Annotated in this window: 16 protein-coding genes; 9 read left to right on the top strand and 7 right to left on the bottom strand. The window is 62.5% G+C overall.

Annotated features, from left to right (window positions below; translation table 11 throughout):
* Position 1: 1 nt before the first annotated feature.
* Both TX24_RS07520 and TX24_RS07515 read left to right on the top strand, forming a co-directional pair.
* On the top strand, positions 2–820 hold the full coding sequence (locus TX24_RS07520; RefSeq protein ID WP_003190592.1) for a sugar phosphate isomerase/epimerase family protein: 819 nt from the start codon (positions 2–4) through the stop codon (positions 818–820).
* A 50-nt stretch (positions 821–870) separates the two neighbouring features.
* Positions 871–1,833 carry a Dyp-type peroxidase gene (locus tag TX24_RS07515; RefSeq protein ID WP_057710047.1) on the top strand — a complete coding sequence of 321 codons (963 nt, stop codon included), beginning with the start codon at positions 871–873 and terminating at the stop codon, positions 1,831–1,833.
* On the opposite strand, the gene TX24_RS07510 is transcribed toward TX24_RS07515, so the two are convergent.
* Positions 1,830–2,702 (bottom strand): undecaprenyl-diphosphate phosphatase, encoded by an 873-nt coding sequence (locus TX24_RS07510; protein ID WP_003190596.1) that lies wholly within the window; start codon positions 2,700–2,702, stop codon positions 1,830–1,832. The genes TX24_RS07515 and TX24_RS07510 overlap by 4 nt on opposite strands.
* 48 nt (positions 2,703–2,750) lie before the next feature.
* Here TX24_RS07510 and TX24_RS07505 point away from each other — a divergent pair, with 48 nt between their 5' ends.
* Entirely contained in the window at positions 2,751–3,389 is a 639-nt protein-coding gene (locus TX24_RS07505; protein ID WP_057710046.1) for a GNAT family N-acetyltransferase, read from the top strand.
* 548 nt (positions 3,390–3,937) lie between these two features.
* On the opposite strand, the gene TX24_RS07500 is transcribed toward TX24_RS07505, so the two are convergent.
* On the bottom strand, positions 3,938–4,876 hold the full coding sequence (locus tag TX24_RS07500; RefSeq protein WP_003190599.1) for a GlxA family transcriptional regulator: 939 nt from the start codon (positions 4,874–4,876) through the stop codon (positions 3,938–3,940).
* Between the two features lie 167 nt (positions 4,877–5,043).
* On the opposite strand from TX24_RS07500, the gene TX24_RS07495 reads away from it, so the two are divergent.
* Positions 5,044–5,721 (top strand): type 1 glutamine amidotransferase domain-containing protein, encoded by a 678-nt coding sequence (locus TX24_RS07495; RefSeq protein WP_003190601.1) that lies wholly within the window; start codon positions 5,044–5,046, stop codon positions 5,719–5,721.
* A 78-nt stretch (positions 5,722–5,799) separates the two neighbouring features.
* Entirely contained in the window at positions 5,800–6,930 is a 1,131-nt protein-coding gene (locus TX24_RS07490) for an alkene reductase (RefSeq protein ID WP_057710045.1), read from the top strand.
* A gap of 185 nt (positions 6,931–7,115) precedes the next feature.
* Here TX24_RS07490 and TX24_RS07485 read toward each other — a convergent pair whose 3' ends face one another.
* Positions 7,116–8,114, bottom strand: a complete 999-nt coding sequence (locus TX24_RS07485) for an NAD(P)H-quinone oxidoreductase (protein WP_034133826.1) — start codon at positions 8,112–8,114, stop codon at positions 7,116–7,118.
* Positions 8,115–8,297: 183 nt separating this feature from the next.
* Between TX24_RS07485 and TX24_RS07480 the strand changes: the two genes are divergently transcribed.
* On the top strand, positions 8,298–8,684 hold the full coding sequence (locus TX24_RS07480) for a DoxX family protein (RefSeq protein WP_047710623.1): 387 nt from the start codon (positions 8,298–8,300) through the stop codon (positions 8,682–8,684).
* Positions 8,685–8,833: 149 nt separating this feature from the next.
* Here TX24_RS07480 and TX24_RS07475 read toward each other — a convergent pair whose 3' ends face one another.
* The 4 genes from TX24_RS07475 to TX24_RS07460 all read right to left on the bottom strand — a co-directional run bounded on the left by TX24_RS07475 (position 8,834) and on the right by TX24_RS07460 (position 13,408).
* Positions 8,834–9,652 carry an alpha/beta fold hydrolase gene (locus TX24_RS07475; protein ID WP_057710044.1) on the bottom strand — a complete coding sequence of 273 codons (819 nt, stop codon included), beginning with the start codon at positions 9,650–9,652 and terminating at the stop codon, positions 8,834–8,836.
* Between the two features lie 93 nt (positions 9,653–9,745).
* Positions 9,746–11,137 (bottom strand): alginate export family protein, encoded by a 1,392-nt coding sequence (locus tag TX24_RS07470; protein WP_057710043.1) that lies wholly within the window; start codon positions 11,135–11,137, stop codon positions 9,746–9,748.
* On the bottom strand, positions 11,134–12,030 hold the full coding sequence (locus TX24_RS07465) for a VOC family protein (protein WP_057710042.1): 897 nt from the start codon (positions 12,028–12,030) through the stop codon (positions 11,134–11,136). The genes TX24_RS07470 and TX24_RS07465 overlap by 4 nt, the downstream gene beginning before the upstream one ends.
* Positions 12,031–12,835: 805 nt before the next feature.
* Positions 12,836–13,408 (bottom strand): LuxR C-terminal-related transcriptional regulator, encoded by a 573-nt coding sequence (locus TX24_RS07460; RefSeq protein WP_003190613.1) that lies wholly within the window; start codon positions 13,406–13,408, stop codon positions 12,836–12,838.
* A 130-nt stretch (positions 13,409–13,538) separates the two neighbouring features.
* On the opposite strand from TX24_RS07460, the gene TX24_RS07455 reads away from it, so the two are divergent.
* Genes TX24_RS07455 through TX24_RS07445 form a run of 3 tightly spaced genes read left to right on the top strand, consistent with a single transcriptional unit; the run spans position 13,539 to position 17,603 of the window.
* Positions 13,539–14,717, top strand: coding sequence for an acetyl-CoA acetyltransferase (locus TX24_RS07455; protein ID WP_057710041.1), 1,179 nt, complete (start codon positions 13,539–13,541; stop codon positions 14,715–14,717).
* A 3-nt stretch (positions 14,718–14,720) separates the two neighbouring features.
* A complete protein-coding gene (locus TX24_RS07450) occupies positions 14,721–16,250 on the top strand; it encodes a class I adenylate-forming enzyme family protein (RefSeq protein ID WP_057710040.1) in 1,530 nt (509 codons plus the stop codon).
* Between the two features lie 33 nt (positions 16,251–16,283).
* Complete coding sequence (locus TX24_RS07445; protein WP_057710039.1) at positions 16,284–17,603, top strand: MFS transporter; 1,320 nt, start codon at positions 16,284–16,286, stop codon at positions 17,601–17,603.
* The last annotated feature ends 44 nt before the right edge of the window (positions 17,604–17,647 follow it).

Below are 17,647 nucleotides of genomic sequence, written 5' to 3'. Positions count from 1 at the left end.
CATGCGCCAGTTTTTAGTATTCCAATCGATGTGGGCCATGCAAACCGAGCCCGGCAGCCTCGAAGCGCAACTGGATCGAATCGCTGCCGCCGGTTTTGACGGCATCACCGACCATTACTGGGCCCCGGCATCGGTGCAGCGCCTACACGCGGCGGCCACGGCCAGGGGCTTGCAGATTGAAGGGCAACTGTTCCCACAATCGGTGGATGATCTGGCCAGGGCATTGGAGGTGATCAGCCGTTACGGCTGTCACCACCTCACCTTGCAAGCCGACGTGCGCCCGCGTACCCAGGCCGAGGCGGCCAGGCTGATCGACGGCTGGCAACGCCTGGCCGAACAGGTGGACTTCCAGATTTTGCTGGAAACCCATCGCTATCGGCTCACTAACGATCTGCTGTTCACCCTCGACTTGCTGGCACAGATGCCCGATTTGAAACTGCTCGCTGACCTGTCCCACTACGTAGTTGGCCGCGAATTGCCCGAGCCCGGCAGTGTGGAAGACGACGAACAGATACGCACCATCTTGCGTCACAGCTGGGGCTTTCATGGCCGCATCGCCAGCAGTGAGCAGGTGCAGGTAGGCCTGGATTTTCCCCAGCATCAGCCGTGGGTGGAGCGCTTTACCGGTTGGTGGCGCTACGGGATCGAAGACTGGCTGGCCCGCGCCGAGACACCCCAGAGCCTGTCCTTCACCTGCGAACTGGGCCCGCCACCTTATGCGATCACTGGCGTGGATGGTCGCGAGCTCACCGATCGCTGGGCCGAGGCTTTGAAGCTCAAAGCGCTGATTCGCCAGGTGTGGGCCAGTTGTCAGGGATGATCTGCTAACCTGCCGGGGTTCAAACCGACCTTAGCCAGTGGATCGCCTTCATGAAAACCTGCCCCGTCCGCCCCCCGCTCGAACCGCAATCGGTGTGCCATCCGATCACCAGCAGCGCGATCTTCATGGTCGCCACCCTGGCGCCCGATGCGGTTGAAAACGTGCGGGCCTGGTGCGCCGACATCGCAGGCCTGGTGCGCTCGGTAGGCAAGCGCGTGCCCTCGGGCAACCTGACTTGCGTTTGCGGGTTTGGCTCGGATGCCTGGGACCGCCTGTTCGGCGCGCCGCGCCCGGCGGCCTTGCATCCGTTTCGCGAGTTCGGTGTGCAAGGGCGCAAGGCGGTGTCGACCCCCGGCGACATCCTGCTGCATATCCGTGCCGAGCAGATGGACCTGTGTTTCGAGCTGGCGACCCAACTGATGACGGCCCTGGGTGATAGCGTGAAAGTGGTGGATGAGGTCCAGGGCTTTCGGTACTTCGATATGCGCAGCATCATCGGTTTCGTCGACGGCACCGAGAACCCGGTGGGGCGCAAGGCCGAGGCCTTTACCCTGGTAGGCGATGAAGACCCTGAGTTCGAAGGCGGCAGCTATGTGCTGGTGCAGAAATACCTGCACAACATGACCGCGTGGAATGGCTTGACGGTGGAGGCTCAAGAGAAGGTGATCGGGCGCACCAAATTGTCGGACATCGAACTGGACGAAGACGCCAAGCCGAGCAACTCCCACAGCGCGCTGACCGTCATCACCGACGAGAGCGGCGAGGAAGTGAAGATCCTGCGCGACAACATGCCCTTTGGCCGCCCTGGCGCGGGCGAATTCGGCACTTATTTCATCGGCTACGCACGCTCGCCTCAGCCCCTGGAACAGATGCTGGAAAACATGTTCGTCGGCCGCCCGGCCGGCAACTACGATCGCTTGCTCGACTTCAGCACGGCCGTGACCGGCGGCCTGTTCTTCGTGCCTTCGGCCGACTTGCTCGAAGCGCTGGCCGACCGCGAACCGGCGGCTTAACTCAACAATCCGGTGCTGACCGCCACAATCAGGAAGATCCCCAGCAGCGCACGGTAGATCACGAACGGCCAGGTGGAGAACCGTTCCAGAAACTTCATCAGGCCCCAGATCGCGAAGAACGCCGAGACGCTGGCCACCACCAGGCCAAAGATCAAGTGCGGCCAGGCGTGGACGGGCAGGTCGGCGCGCAGCAGCACCCACAACTCTTTCAAGCCGGCCAGGGCGATGGCCGGCAAGCCCAACAGGAAGGAAAAACGCGCCGCCTCTTCGCGTTTGAAGTTCAGGAACAGCGCTGCGGTCAACGTAGAGCCCGAACGCGATACGCCGGGAATCAACGCGCCGATCTGCGCGACCCCCACGATCAGCGCATCGCGCAAGCGCATCTGGCTTACGTCGCGGGTATGGCGGGCGCGCACTTCCGCCAGGGCCAGCAATACCGCCATCACCACGCAGGAAATGCCGATCACCATCAGCCCGCGCAAGGGTGAGTTGCACGCATTCAAGGTCGACGACAACGCCAGGCCGGCGATGCCAATCGGTACGGTTGCCAGCACGATGGCCACCGCCAGCTTGAACCAGCGGTCGTTGTAGTCGCCCCGGCGCACCGCACTGATGCTGCCCGTGGTGACCTGGCGCACATCGCGCCAGAAGTAACTGACCACCGCCGCCAACGCCGCCAATTGCATGGCCGCCGAAAACGCCGAGCCGGGGTCTTGCCAGCCGAGCAGGGCGGGTACCACGCGCATATGGGCGGTGGATGACACCGGCAGCAATTCAGTAATGCCCTGGATCACGCCCAGGATGAAGATCTGCAGGTAATCCAGGGAGGCAAAGCCCACATCCAGGCCGGCGGTACAGACGTTGGTCAAAATACGTGTCCTTGAGCAATAGGGAGAAACCGGCGAAGTTTATTCTAAATGTTTCAGGGTTTCGGCCAAGGCAACTGCTATTTGCAATCGGTTCAGCCAATAGAAAGGATTCGCCAGGCCATTGGCGTGGGCAGCACTTTTGTGAACAATGGCGCCCTGCGTTTTTCCACCGAGAGCCCCATGCCTGAAACCACCGTCGAATTGATCCAGACCGGCCCCGAAGAAGCCGAACTGATCCGCAATCTTTACCAGTATTACGCCTACGAGTCTTCGGACTGGGAACAGGAAGATGTCGAGGCCGATGGGCGTTTCTACATCCACGATGAACACCTGGCCCGCTACTGGAGCGACCCGCAATGGAGCGCCAACCTGCTGCTGGTAGACGGCTACATCGCCGGTTTCCTGTTGATCGAAGGCAGCGAACTACCGGGCATCGACGCCCTGGAACTGGCCGACCTGTTCATCCTCAAGCGCTACCGCCGCAAGGGCATCGGCCGCGCCATCGCCAGCCAGGTGCTGTGCAGCGGCGAGCGCAATTGGCTGGTGCGTTTCTATGATCAGGACGAAGTGTCCCAGGCGTTCTGGCGCACGGTGCTGGACAACCTGCCGCGCCCGGTGCAGAGCATTGAACTTGACGATGAGCCGCAATTGGTGAACTACCTGATTACCCGGGCTTCGTTGCATTGACGGGCGGGGGCTTTCTCCATATCTAAACAACGCTGTAGCGATCAACCGTAACCACGATGCGAAGCGAGCCGCTCTTGATCTTGCTCTTGATCTGCTTTTGATCTCAGGCGCCCCGTTAAACCACGCTGGCCGAACGCAGGCTTGAATTCGTGGGTAACCCGGCAGGACGCCGGGTTAGCCGCCCCGCGCCATGGATGGCGCGTGGCGGCGGCCCACGGATTCAAGCCTGTGTTCGGGCACACCGAGCTCAAGCGAGGTGCCGAGTGGTGGGGCAAGAGCCCTTTGGTTACTTTGGGGCTCTTTTCCAAAGTGACCCGCTGTCAGAGCGGAACCCTAAGTGGCCGTTACCGCAGCAATGGATATGTACACAATCCAACTGTGTCGCCTGCCAGGCCGCCTTCGCGAGCAAGCCCGCTCCCACAGTTTGATCGCAGGGTGTCAGGTAGGTAAGTGTTGGCTGGTAGGCCGCCATCGCAGGCAAGCCAGCTCCCACATTTGGATCATGGGACTTCAGGTAGATAGGCGCCGGCTGTCAGGCCGTCACGGGCCTAGCCCGGGTTGAACAGCACCTGCTGCATCGCCTGGGGCGGCTGCCCGAAGGCCCTGAGAAACGCCTGGCGCATACGTTCGCGATCACCAAACCCGGTTTCGCGCGCCACCACTTCCACCGGGTGCCGGCTGATTTCCATCATCGCCCGCGCAGCTTCCACCCGCAGGGCCTCGATAGCTTTGGCCGGGGTCTGCCCGGTTTCTTCGCGAAACACCCGACTGAACTGGCGCGGGCTGAGCCGGGCAACGTCGGCCAGGGCCTCCACGGATAAATCCTGCGTAAGATTCTCGCGAGCGTAAGCCAGGGCCAACTGCACGCGGTCGGACTTGGGGTCCAGCTCCAACAAGGCCGACAATTGCGACTGCTCGCTGCCCCGACGTTGGGCAATCACCAGCTTGCGCGCAATACGCCGGGCCAGGTCGCTGCCCAGGTCGTCCTCCACCATCGCCAGCGCCAGGTCGACCCCCGCGCTCATGCCCGCACCGGTCCACACCTTGCCGTCGACAATGAACAACTTGTCTTCTTCCAGGCGGATATCCGGGTAGCGCTTGCGAAATGCCGGCGCATGGATCCAGTGGGTGGTGGTGCGCTTGCCAGCCAGCAGGCCAGCCTCGGCCAGTACAAAGATGCCCATGCATAACGACGCCACTCGGCGCGACTGCGCGGACGCGGCCTTGACCAGCTCCAGCAGGTTGGCCTCCGGCAGGCGAAACTCCAGGTAGCCACTGACAATCAGCGTGTCATAGCCCTCTGGCCGCAGCGCACTGGTGTTCACCGAAAAGCCCTGTGAGGTCATCACCGCGCCGCCGCTTTCCGACACCAGGTGAAACTCATAGGCCGGCTCGCCGCACAGCAGGTTGGCGCACTCGAACACCGAGCCCAGGCTGAGGCTCAACGACTGGAAATTCGGGTAAACCATCAGCGCAACGCTGTGCATTGCATCTCTCCAAGGGGCGGGGGAGAGGCGATTGTCGGCGCGTGCCCGGCAAACGGCAACCGACTTTGGTGCATGTCCGCAATCCTTGCGGATATGACATTGTGAGCCAATGCCTGGCTGCCTAACATGGGGCCAACTGTTATTCACACCGATCGAGGCACTGGAAAATGAAAGTATTAATGGTACTGACCTCTCACGACCAGCTTGGCGATACCGGGCGCAAGACCGGCTTCTGGCTCGAAGAATTCGCCGCACCTTATTACGCATTCAAAGACGCTGGCGCCGAGGTGGTGTTGGCTTCCCCGGCCGGTGGCCAGCCGCCGCTGGACCCGAAAAGCGATGAACCGGATGCGCAAACCGAGCAGACCGAGCGCTTCGCCAAAGACCCGGCTGCGCAGCAAGCCTTGGCGACCACCGTGAAGCTGGACTCGGTCAACGCCGCCAACTTCGACACCGTGTTCTACCCAGGCGGCCACGGCCCGCTGTGGGACCTGGCGGAGTCGCCGGTGTCCATCGCGCTGATCGAAGCCTTCGAGCGGGCCGGCAAGCCCATTGGCTTTGTGTGCCATGCACCGGGTGCCTTGCGTCACGTCAAGGCGGTTAACGGTGAGCCGTTGATCAAGGGCCGCCGCGTCACCGGGTTCTCCAACTCGGAAGAGGCCGCTGTGCAGTTGACTGAAGTCGTGCCGTTCCTGATTGAAGATGAATTCAAAAAACTGGGCGGCCAGTATGAGAAGGGCGCTGACTGGCAATCCTTCGTCCTCGTCGATGGCTTGCTGGTGACTGGGCAAAACCCAGGCAGCTCCAGCGAAGTGGCCAAGGCCCTGCTGACACTCTGCGCTTAAGTTAATCCACTGATTTATACGGTGGCGACTCCCAGGAGTCGCCACGGTTTTCGTTCGTCCTGAATTTGGAATATCTCCGTGCCTGACTGCATCCTGAACACCCCGATCAAGCTGGGGCATCACCGCTTGAACAACCGTGTCGTACTCCCGCCGCTGACCCGCCAGCGCAGCGCCCAGCCGGGTAATATCGCCACCGACCTGATGGCCGAGTATTACCGTCAGCGGGCCAGTGCCGGGTTCATGGTCAGCGAGGGTACGCAGATCGAACCCCGGGGCCAGGGCTACGCGTGGACGCCGGGCATCCATACACCGGCGCAAATCCAGGGTTGGCGCAAAGTCACCGCAGCGGTGCATGCCGAGGGTGGGGTGATCTTTGCCCAGCTATGGCACGTGGGGCGGGTGTCCCATAACGCGCTGCAACCTGACGGTGGTGCGCCGGTGGGGCCGTCTGCGCTGGCGGCGTTGCAAGCCAAAGCCTTCATTGAGACCGGGCCGGGTGTGGGTGAACTGGTACAGCCCCCCGTACCCCGTGCCTTGACCACGCTGGAAATCGAAGAGCTGGTGGGGCACTACGCCCAGGCTGCACGCAATGCCCTGGACGCCGGGTTCGACGGTGTGGAAATCCACGCGGCCAACGGCTACCTGGTCAACCAGTTCATCTCGGCCCACTCCAACCTGCGTGAGGATGAGTACGGCGGCTCGCTGGACAATCGCCTGCGCTTGCTGCGCGAGATTGTCGAAGCGGTGTGCAAGGTGGTGGGGCCGGAGCGCCTGGGCGTGCGCTTTTCGCCGCTGTTCAGTGGCACCGATCAGGACCGGGTCTACATCGGCCTGGTGGAGGAAGACCCGCACCATACCTATATCGAAGCGATCAAAGTGCTGGAAGCGTCGGGCATCGCCTATGTGTCCATTGCCGAAGCCGATTGGGACAACGCGCCCGACCTGCCCGACACATTCCGCCAGGCCGTGCGCCGCACCTTCAGCGGCAGGATCATCTACGCCGGGCGCTACACCGCCGAGCGCGGCGCACGGCTGGTAGAGGCCGGGTTGGCGGACTTGATCGCCTTTGGACGGCCCTTCATCGCCAACCCGGACTTGCCCCAGCGGCTGTTCAATGGCTGGCCCTTGAATGCGTTGAAGGCCGAAGGTTTGTATGGCGGCACGCAGGCGGGGTATGTGGATTATCCGGTGTATGCCCAACAGCTGTGATAGCCCATGATGGCCTGTGTTTGATCCAGTGTGGGAGGAGGCTTGCCCTAACGCCGATCAGTTAAATGAACGCAATGCTCGAAGCAATGAAGATCAAATGTGGGAGCTGGCTTGCCTGCGAAAGCGGGCGTGCAGTAACAGATACAGTGACTGACACACCACCTTCGCGGGCAAGTCGAATCGCCTCACTCCACCCGCAACACAATCTTGCCGATATGGTCCCCACCTTCCATCCGCGCATGGGCCTGGGCGGCGTCGGTGTAGGCGTAGACCTGGTCGATCATCGGCAGGCAACGCCCGGCACTGAGTACCGGCCACACGTGTTCGCGCAGGTGCTGGGCAATTTCGGCCTTCTCTTCTCGAGTGCGGGCGCGCAGCAGTGAGCCGGTGATCACCGCGCGTTTGCCGAGGATGGTCAGCAGGTCGACGTCGTTGGCCTTGGCGCCACCGAGAAAACCGAGGATCACCAGGTGGCCGTCCATGCCCAGGGCCTTGAGGTTGTTGTTAAGGTACGAGGCACCCATGATGTCGAGGATCACGTTGACGCCCTTGCCGTCGGTTTGTTTGGCGATGACCTCGGCAAAGTCCTGTTCGCGGTAGTTGATCGGCTCGGCGCCGAGCTTGGCAATCGCTGCGCATTTGTCGGCGCTGCCGGCCGTGGCGAATGCCTGGATGCCGAATTCCTGGCAGAGCATCAACGCGGTGGTGCCGATACCGCTGGTGCCACCGTGGATCAAGACGCGCTGGCCTTTCTGGGCTCCGCCGAGGCCGAACAGGTTGGCCCACACCGTAAAGAAGGTTTCCGGTACGGCAGCGGCCTGAATCCAGTCCATGCCCGCGGGGATCGGCAGCGCCTGGCTGGCCGGCACCGCGCAATACTGCGCATAGCCGCCGCCATTGGTCAGGGCACAGACTTTGTCGCCCAGGCTGTATTCGTTCACGCCAGTGCCCAGCGCGACCACTTCACCGGCCACTTCCAACCCCGGAATCGGGCTCATGCCGGGCTTCATCGGGTATTTGCCCGCGCGTTGCAAGGCGTCTGGGCGGTTGACCCCGGCGGCGTGCACGCGAATCAGAATCTCGCCTGGCCCGGCCACCGGTACGTCGGCGCTGCGTGGCTGCAAGACCTCGGGCCCGCCAGGGGTGGTGATTTCGATCAGGGTCATTTCTTGGGGGAGCGTCATGGAAAAGTTCCTGTAGCGATGAGCATATGGGTTGGGACCGTAGCGCGGGGTCGGCAGTTCAGCAAGATCATGCCGGGTTCTTCGGGCAATGCAAACGCAGGATTTCAGCACAAGCCTGCAAGTGCGGCGACGCGGTGTTGGACACACTGACTGTCGGTCATTTTCGACGCAAACAGGTGGCATATGAACCAAGCAAGAAATCAGGACATCGGGCTGTTGTTTCTGCGGGCCAGTGGGGCATTGTTCCTGCTGTGGGTGCATGGGTTGCCCAAGTTGCTGCACTACAGCGAACAACTGAAGCTGATCGAAGACCCCTTTCACCTGGGCGCGTCTATCACCTTGCTGCTGGCGATTTTCGCCGAGGTGCTGTGCCCGTTGCTGATCATCGCGGGCGTGCTGGTGCGCCTGGCGTGTCTGCCGATCCTGGCGGTGCTGGTGATTGCGTTGCTGGTGGTGCACCCGGAATGGACGCTGTTCGAAGGGCAGTTCGGTTGGCTGCTGCTGATCATCTTCACCAGCGTGCTGATCGCAGGGCCGGGGCGGCTGGTGTTGAGCCAGCGCTTTGCCTGAAAAAAAAGGCCGGGTGAACCCGGCCTTTTGCCTTCTGTAGGAGCGAGCTTGCTCGCGAAAAACTCATAGGCGCCGCGTTCATTCAGCAAGCACGCGTTATCGTTGACGTTCTTCGCGAGCAAGCTCGCTCCTACAAGTGCATCGTGGTATCAGCGGTTCAGGAACGCCAACAGGTCTTCATTGAGCTGTTGAGCGTGGGTCACGGCAAACCCGTGCGGCGCATCCTTGTACACTTTCAGTTGTGCGCCCTTGATCATCTGCGCCGCGACTTTGCCGGTGGTGTCGAACGGCACGATCTGGTCGCCGTCGCCATGGATCACCAGGGTCGGTACGTTGATCTTGGCCATGTCCGGGCGGAAGTCGGTTTGCGAGAACGCGGTGACGCAATCCACGGTGGATTTGAGCGACGCGAGCATGGCGATCTGCAGGGTCTGGCTGAGCACGCCCTCTGAAACGTGCTGGCCTTTATTGAGACCGAAGAACGGCGTGTTGAAGTCGCTGATGAACTGCGCACGATCCTTCAACAGGCCGGCCTTGATGCCATCGAACACCTCGCCAGGCACGCCTTGGGGGTAATCGGCTTGCTGGCCGAAGATCGGCGTGACCGCGCCCAGCAACACCAGGCCGGCGACACGGGCACTGCCGTGGCGGGCGATGTAGCGCGCCACGTCACCGCCACCCATGGAGAAGCCCACCAGGGTCACGTCCTGCAGGTCCAGGTGTTCGATCAACTGGGCGATATCGTCAGCGAAGGTGTCGTAGTCGTTCCCGGTCCATGGCTGGTCCGAGCGGCCAAAGCCACGACGGTCGAACGCAATGGTGCGAAAGCCACGGCTGCTCAGGTATTCCATCTGGTATTCCCACATGTCCGCATCCAGCGGCCAGCCATGGCTGAACAGCACGGGCTTACCGCTGCCCCAGTCCTTGAAGTAGATCTGTGTACCGTCTTTGGCAACGAATGTGCTCATCTGAAACTCCTTGCAGGGCTGAAAAAGGGCGGTGTAAAAACCGCATCACTATTGCCGTAAACCTGGGCCCAGGCTTGTATGGGTGTGCTTGTCTCACCAACTGAACTTGAGCTCCATGCCCAGGTAATTGCTGTCGTGCCCACCGGCATCACGCAGGGTCTGGCCAACCGCGTAGTGCACCGCCTCGACCGCACCGCTGAGGTTGGGCGTAAAGGCGTAGTCGGTGCGCAGTTGCCCGTAGGCGCCGGTCCAGCGCTCACCTTGGCCCGCCGTGCCCGCCACGGCCAGGTTGGGCTGGGTGTAGACGGCGTCTGCGGTGGTCTGCCGCCACAGCAGGCCGACAGCGGTTTGCACGCTGAGCTTGGCGAGGGGCTTGACGGTAATCGACGGCTTGACGTGGATCAGGTTGCTGTAGCCGGTATAGCCCGCCAGGGAAAAGTAATAGCCATTGGGGAACAGCGGGTTGAAGGTGCCGACCTTGCCGTCATGGGCCTTGCGGTCACCGGAAGCGATATCCAGTTGCAGGCCGATACGCGGCTTCCAGGCCAGCGTGTCAAAGGTGTAGCCGGTGCGGCTGCCACCGGCCCAGGCGCGAATCGTCTTGCTGCCCACCGAGCCGCGTTGCAGCATGGCTTCGACATCCCAGTCGAACCCCTGGGCTGCGCCACCGAGGCGGGCGTCTAGCAACTGGCGGGTTTCGTCGCCGTCGGCGTCCAGGTAATGGGCGGCACTGCGCTCGTATATGCCGTAATAGGCCGACAGCTCATTGGTGCCGCCCACCAGCCGCTCGACCCGTAGCATGTGGAAGCGCGCGTCGCTGTTGGACTTATCGTCGAAATGCCGGCCATCCTGGTACTGCACCGGTTGGCTGGCGATCCCGATAAAGCGCCATTGCGGCGTTTCCCAGTCCGCCCACAACGCATCGAAGGACTGCCGCACATTCGGGCCGTCCCGTGACGAGATGAAGCGCTGCAAGTCGAAGGCGAAATCCTGGCGGCCAGCCCGTGCCTTGAAGGTGCCAGCGCTGAAGGTCTTCACGTATTCGGCAAAGGCCAGGCGCAGGTCGACGCGGTTCTGGTCGGCACCGCCAATCGTGGTCTTGTCATAGGCCCGCACATCTTCCAACTGGGTGAACAGCCGCCAGTGTTCGTTCAGGTGCAAGTCGGCGTGCACCTGAAAGCGCTGGATCAGGTAGCGGTCACGCGCTACATCCCGCACGCCGAACCCGCTGGCGTCGTTCATCTCGAAGCGTTCACGCAAGGTTGCGCCCAACGACAAGTAGGTGAACGGGTTGGCGGCGGACAGTGGGATGTACTTGAGGTTGTCCAAAGGTTGCGTGCGCAATGCCGGGTCCTTGAGCACAGACCAGTCTTCCTGCCAGCGGTTGGCCTTGATCGCCGGGCGAACCGGCTGGTCGTCGGCCTGCACGCCGCCAGCAAGCAACGGCCACAGCACCGCCAGGCTCCAGCCTGCGTGACGAATCATTTTGCCGCGCTGAGTTGGTGGATTTCTGCGACATAACCGCCTGGGAACTCCACCAACGCACTGCGCCGACCTTTGCTGTCGAACGCCGGCACCAGCACTGTGGCGCCAGAGCCAGTGGCCTTGCCCAGGGTGGCGGCCAGGTCGGTGACCTGATAACCGGTGGTGTCGTGGCCGAACGGGTAGGGCAGTTGGCCGTTGGTGACCAGCACCGCCATGCGCCCGAACGGCGATTCGATATCAACCCGGCGGTAGTGGCCGCCGGCCTGGCCGACATCAACGCCTGGGGCGTGCTTGTCGTCGCTCAACACCTTGCCGTGGGAGAAACCCAGGAACGCCTTGATAAACCGCTCGGCGCTGTCGTTGGACACATACACACGGTTTTCCGGCACGGTGTCGAAGGCGGCGTAATCCGGGGTCTTGGTGTGCCAGTACAGCTGCATGTTCACGCCCCCCGGCCATTGCACCACGGCATCACGGCCGATGGGGTCGGGGAAATCGCTGACGATCACGTCGGCGCCATTTTCCCGCGCGGCCTTGAGGGCCACGTCCATGTCCTTGACCAGATAGCCGTTGCGTTCCTGGCCGAAGGGGTGGGGTACGGGGGTGGTAAAGCCGAACAACGACACGGTGCCCGCCGGGGTCTGCAGCAGTTGCGAGGTGGTGCTGCTCGGCACCGGCAGCACGTTGACCACGACCTGGGGCGTGCTTTTGCCGCCGAAGGTGGCGAGGAAACTCTGGGCAAAACGGTCCACATCGGCCGGTGCCACATACACATGGCTGGTGTCGTACTGCGGCGCCACGGCCACGCTTGGGGTGGCGGCGAACGCGCTGCTCATCATCGCACTTGCCAGCAGCGTCAATGCCAGCGATACCTTGGTTGTTGTGTTACCCATGCCCGTTCTCCAGCGCTTATGAGGGTTCGAAAGCGGTGAGGTTAGGGGGGGCAGGGTTGTGGGGGATTGTATGGACGTGCTCGGTTGAACGTTTCAGCTACGCGGTCCAGACAGCGGCCGCCTATCTACCTGACACCCCTCAACCCAAATGTGAGGGTTAACTTGCCTCTACCTGACACCCCCGCAATCAAACTGTGGGAGCTGGCTTGCCTGCGATGACGGCCTGACAGCCGACGCCTATCTCCCTGACACCCCCGCAATCAAACTGTGGGAGCGGGCTTGCTCGCGAAGGCGGCCCAGCAGTCAACACAGTTGGATTGGGTACATATCCATTCCTGCGGTAACGGCCACCTAGGGTTCCGCCCTGACGGCGGCTCACTTTGCAAAAGCGGCAAAGTAAGCAAAACGCTCTTGCCCCACCACTCGGCACCTCGCTTGGGCTCGGTGTGCCCGAACACAGGCTTGAATCCGTGGGCCGCCGCCACGCGCCATCCATGGCGCGGGGCGGCTAACCCGGCGTCCTGCCGGGTTACCCACGAATTCAAGCCTGCGTTCGGCCAGCGTGGTTTAACGGGGCGCCTGAGATCAAGATCACAAGCAGATCAAGAGCGGCTCGCTTCGCATCGTGGTTAGTGTGGAGTGTGCAACCTGCAGGTTGTGCATCTACTGCACTACCGCTTTCGCAGGCAAGCCAGCTCCCACATTTGATCTTTGTTACCTTGAGCGTTGCGTTCGCTTGACTGCTCGGCACTGGGACTGCCCACACATTTGGATCGCGGGGCATCAGTTAAATAGCTGTTGTCTGTCACGCCACCATGATGATCTTCGACACCAATTCCACCACCGTCTTGGCCTGGAGTTTCTTCATCAGCCGCGCCCGGTGCACCTCAACGGTGCGGTGGGAGATTGCCAGGCGCAGGGCGATTTCCTTGGATTTGAAGCCGTTGACGATGTGCATGGCGATTTCCCGCTCACGGGGCGTGAGGTCGCCGGTGCCCTGGTGCATGCGGTCCAGGCGTTCGAAGTGCCAGATCATCAGTTTGAACGGGTCTTTGGGCGTGAGGGTGTAGCCGTGGGATTTGGCCCAGAACACCTCGCCGTTGTGGTGCTGCATGAAGCGTTCATCGGAATAAAAGCCGTTGTCGCTGTCGAGCAGCCAGTCATGGCTGCGCTTGCCGATGGCGTGGTAGTCGGCCTGGGACGGGTAGATCAGCAGGGTCAGTTGGTTGACCAGTGCATCGCGCGTATAGCCGAACAGCTTCAGGAAAGCGTCGTTGCAGTCGAGTATCACGCGGTCGCTGGTGACGATCTGCGGGGCAGGGGACAGCTTGAACGCCAGGCGTTCGAGGTCGGGAAATTGCTGGGCTAGCGCGGTCATGGGGCATCCTGCCTCGTTGTTCAATGCCCTGGGGCGCTACTTACCCGTGTAAGTAGTTACACGAATTGGCGCACGATCAGGGGTGGGTCATTGTAAGTAAAGTCCGAATCAAGAACAGAAGAAATTGATTATGCCTGCTGATTGCGTCTCCATTGTTGCCGCTGGTCACTCCCGCTTTGGTCGCCTGGAAGGCACGACGCTGGAAGATCTGATCGTCCAGGTTACCCGGGAAGCCTTGAGCGATGCCGAGATTGACGCGTCGCAAATCGATGCGTTGTTCCTCGGCCATTTCAACTCGGGGCTGGTGCCCGACGGGTTTGCCGCCTCATTGCTATTGCAAGCCGACCCCGGGCTGCGCTTCAAACCGGCTACCCGCTGTGAAAACGCCTGTGCGTCCGGCTCGGCGGCGATTCAGGCGGGGGTCAACGCGATCCTCTCCGGCAGCGCTGAGCTGGTGCTGGTGGTGGGCGCCGAGAAGATGACCCACACCAGCACCGCCGCGGTCACCCAAGCCTTGGCCGGGGCCGGCTACCAGAACGACCCGGCCGAAGCCGGCCTGAGTTTCCCCCAGTTGTTCGGCCGCGCCGCGCGCCAATACGCCGAGCGTTACCACTGCCCGCTGGGCTCGATGGCGGCCATCGCCACCAAAAACCACTCCAATGCCATGGCCAACCCGCTGGCGCAGATGCATCGGGAGATGAATTTCGAGCACTGCAACAACGTGTCCCAAAGCAACCCGTTCGTGGCTGACTCCCTGCGCCTGACCGATTGCTCGCTGATCAGCGACGGCGCCGCCGCGATCATCCTCGCCTCGCCCAAACGTGCGCGCGCGTTTCGTCGCGAGGTGCAGATACGTGCAATGACCCAGGTCAACGACACGCTGCCCATCGCCCAACGCGACATCCTCGCCTTCGAGGGCCCACAGCGGGCGATTCACTCAGCATTGCGCGGCGCAAATGTGACCCTGGCCGACCTGAGTTTCGCCGAGGTGCACGACTGCTTCACCATCGCCGAGCTGCTGATCTACGAAGCCATGGGTCTGGCGCCCAAGGGCGAAGGCCATCGCGTGCTCGACAGCGGCGTGGTGCGCGCCGGCGGGCGCTTGCCGGTGAACCTTTCCGGCGGGCTCAAGGCCAAGGGGCACCCCGTCGGTGCCACGGGGGTGTCCATGCATGCCTTGGCGTTCCGGCAATTGACCGGCGAACCGATTGGCCTGGCGGTGCCCAACCCGGAGTTTGGCCTGGTGTTCAATATGGGCGGCATGGCGGTGGCCAACTACGCCTCGGTCCTGCAGGCACGCCGGAGCTGAGCCATGAACATTGCCAACTGGCTGCACGACACCCAGCGCCGGGCCCCGCAACGCCCGGCCTTGTTCGACGGCAGCGTGCAAGTGGCCGACTACGCCACCTTCGCCGCCCACGTGCGCCAACGCGCCGCGCACCTGGTGGAGCAGCATGGCCTGGTGCCGGGAGACGCGGTGGCGCTGCTGATGAAAAACAGCTGCGACTACCTGGAACTGCTCTACGCCATCTGGTGGATGGGCGGGGTGGCGGTGCCGATCAACGCCAAGCTGCACCCCAGCGAAGCGGCGTGGATTACCGATAATGCCGAGGCGCGGCTGATCTTTACCGACGGCGGCCAGGTATTTTCATCGCGGGATTTGCCCGTGCATTGCACGGAACTGGACGGCCACCCGCTGCCGCCCAGCCATGGTTGGCCGACCCTGGAACAGCCGGTGCCCCGCCAGGATCACGACCTCGCCTGGCTGTTCTACACCTCCGGCACCACCGGGCGCTCCAAGGGTGTGATGCTGTCCCACGGCAACCTGATTGCCATGTCGCTGTGCTACGCCACGGATGTCGACGCGGTGAGTGCCGACGATGCGGCGCTGTATGCCGCGCCCATGTCCCACGGTGCCGGCCTGTACAACTTCATCCATGTGCGCTGCGGCGCCCGCCATGTGGTGCCGGCCTCCCATGGCTTCGATGCCGCCGAACTGTTCGGGCTGGCCGAGCAGATGGGCGATGTGTCGTTGTTTGCTGCGCCTACCATGGTCAAGCGCATGGTCGAACAGGCGCGGCGCCAGGATTATCACGGCGCCGGCATCAAGACCATCGTCTACGGCGGCGGCCCCATGTACCTGGCCGACCTGCGCGAAGCGGTCGACACCTTCGGCCCGCGCCTGGTGCAGATCTACGGCCAGGGCGAGAGCCCGATGACCATCAGCGTCTTGCCCCGCGCCTTGATCGCCGAGCGCCAGCGTCCCGACTGGGCCACCCTGGCCGCCTCGGTGGGCCACGCGCAAGCCTGTGTGGAGATCCGCATCCTCGATGCCGAGCGCCAGCCACTGCCCACCGGCCAGCGCGGCGAAATCGCGGTGCGTGGCGCCACGGTGATGCAAGGCTACTGGCGCAACCCGCAAGCCACGCGCCAGACGCTGGTGGATGGTTGGCTGCTGACCGGCGATATCGGTTACCTCGACCCGGCCGGCTACCTGACGCTCACGGACCGCTCCAAGGACGTGATCATCAGTGGCGGTAGCAACGTGTACCCCCGTGAAGTCGAGGAAGTGCTGGCCCAGCATCCCGAGGTGTTCGAAGTGTGCGTGGTGGGCGAGCCGGACGCGCAATGGGGTGAATCGGTGGTGGCCTTCGTGGTGACCCGCAGCGGTCAGCCCCTGGACGAAGGCGAACTCACCGCGTGGTTCCTGGCGCGGATGGCCTCGTTCAAAAAACCAAAAAAATATGTGTGGCGCAGCGACTTGCCCAAGAACAGCTACGGCAAGATTCTCAAGACCGACTTGCGGCAGTGGTTGAAAGCAGCGAGTATCGCCGCGCTTTAACATGGATCGATAATCAGACAAGGAGTCCCCACGATGGGCAATCCCGCACAAGACACCGTCCGCAAGCGCCGCCGTGCGTTTCTCGGTGCCACCTCCGGCCACTTGATCGAGTGGTACGACTACGGCGTGTATGGCTTTCTCGCGGTCTATATTGGCCAGGCGTTCTTCGTCTCCGATGACCCCACCACCAGCCTGTTCGCCAGCTTTGCCGCGTTTGCGCTCAGCTTCTTTATCCGCCCCTTGGGTGGGCTGTTCTTCGGCCCGCTGGCGGACAAGATCGGCCGGCGCAAAACCCTGATCATGGCGCTGGTGATGATGACCGGCTCCACGGTGATGCTGGGCCTGTTGCCGACCTACGCCAGCCTGGGCATCGCCGCACCGATCCTGTTGATTCTGGTGCGCTGCGTACAGGGCTTCTCGGCGGGCGGCGAGATCGGCACCGTCACCAGCTTCATCTCTGAATACGCCGGCCCCGGTCGCCGCGGCTTTGCCACTTGCTGGCTGATGGTCACCGCCGTGCTCGGCCTGCTGCTCGGTGGCGCCGTGGCCAATGGCATGACCTGGGTGCTGGGCGCCGAGGTCATGCAGGAATGGGCCTGGCGCGTACCGTTCCTGATCGCCGCGCCCCTGGGCTTTATCTCCATGTACATCCGCCTCAAGCTCGAAGACAGCCCCGAGTTCCTCGCCTTGCAACGCGCCGGGCAAACCTCCCGGGCGCCGCTGCGTGAGGTCTGGCAATGGAAGCGGGCAATTGCCTTGGTGTTTTTTATCATTACCTTGCACAGCTCGATCTTCTACCTGGTGCTGACCTTCGCCTCGACCTACATGGCCAAGATCCTCAAGTTCGACAGCGGCACCACCTTGCTGTACGTGTTCGTCGCCAGCTTCTCGGCGGCCTTCGTGATGCCGTTTGGCGGAGCCTTTACCGATAAATACGGGCGCAAGCCGTTCCTGATGGTGATCGGCACACTGGCGACCCTGGCGATGTTCTGGCTGTTCAAATCCGCCCCGACCGCCACCCCGGCGACCTTCTTCGCACCGTTGATGGCGGTGGCGATTTTGTTCGGGCTGTATGCATCCTCGACCTATGCGCTGATGAGTGAGCTGCTGCCCACGCGCATTCGTTCTACCGGGATTGCGGTGGCTTATAACGTGCCGGTGGCGGTGTTCGGCGGCAGTGCGCCGTTGATTTCCACCTGGCTGATCAAGGTGACAGGCGACATTACCTCGCCGTGGTATTTCTACGTGGCGACCGGGGTGGTGTCGTTGCTGGCGTTGGTGGTGTTGCGCAAGGAAGATTTTGTCGCCAGCGCTCACTCCACGGCAGTGCCTGCCAGCGCTGCGCTGGCTTGAAGCACGAACACCCCGTAGGAGCGAGCTTGCTCGCGAAAAACGCA

Source organism: Pseudomonas lactis (assembly GCF_001439845.1).
GTDB classification, from domain to species: Bacteria; Pseudomonadota; Gammaproteobacteria; order Pseudomonadales; family Pseudomonadaceae; genus Aquipseudomonas; species Aquipseudomonas lactis.
This window is presented reverse-complemented; position numbering and strand designations above follow the sequence as displayed.

Excerpts from the sequence above, each read along its gene's own strand:
- TX24_RS07520 (WP_003190592.1), top strand. The coding sequence starts at position 2 with ATGCGCCAGTTTTTAGTATTCCAATCGATGTGGGCCATGCAAACCGAG.
- TX24_RS07515 (WP_057710047.1), top strand. The coding sequence starts at position 871 with ATGAAAACCTGCCCCGTCCGCCCCCCGCTCGAACCGCAATCGGTGTGC.
- TX24_RS07505 (WP_057710046.1), top strand. The coding sequence starts at position 2,751 with ATGTTTCAGGGTTTCGGCCAAGGCAACTGCTATTTGCAATCGGTTCAG.
- TX24_RS07500 (WP_003190599.1), bottom strand. The coding sequence starts at position 4,876 with ATGCACAGCGTTGCGCTGATGGTTTACCCGAATTTCCAGTCGTTGAGC.
- TX24_RS07495 (WP_003190601.1), top strand. The coding sequence starts at position 5,044 with ATGAAAGTATTAATGGTACTGACCTCTCACGACCAGCTTGGCGATACC.
- TX24_RS07485 (WP_034133826.1), bottom strand. The coding sequence starts at position 8,114 with ATGACGCTCCCCCAAGAAATGACCCTGATCGAAATCACCACCCCTGGC.
- TX24_RS07480 (WP_047710623.1), top strand. The coding sequence starts at position 8,298 with ATGAACCAAGCAAGAAATCAGGACATCGGGCTGTTGTTTCTGCGGGCC.
- TX24_RS07475 (WP_057710044.1), bottom strand. The coding sequence starts at position 9,652 with ATGAGCACATTCGTTGCCAAAGACGGTACACAGATCTACTTCAAGGAC.
- TX24_RS07470 (WP_057710043.1), bottom strand. The coding sequence starts at position 11,137 with ATGATTCGTCACGCAGGCTGGAGCCTGGCGGTGCTGTGGCCGTTGCTT.
- TX24_RS07465 (WP_057710042.1), bottom strand. The coding sequence starts at position 12,030 with ATGGGTAACACAACAACCAAGGTATCGCTGGCATTGACGCTGCTGGCA.
- TX24_RS07460 (WP_003190613.1), bottom strand. The coding sequence starts at position 13,408 with ATGACCGCGCTAGCCCAGCAATTTCCCGACCTCGAACGCCTGGCGTTC.
- TX24_RS07455 (WP_057710041.1), top strand. The coding sequence starts at position 13,539 with ATGCCTGCTGATTGCGTCTCCATTGTTGCCGCTGGTCACTCCCGCTTT.
- TX24_RS07450 (WP_057710040.1), top strand. The coding sequence starts at position 14,721 with ATGAACATTGCCAACTGGCTGCACGACACCCAGCGCCGGGCCCCGCAA.
- TX24_RS07445 (WP_057710039.1), top strand. The coding sequence starts at position 16,284 with ATGGGCAATCCCGCACAAGACACCGTCCGCAAGCGCCGCCGTGCGTTT.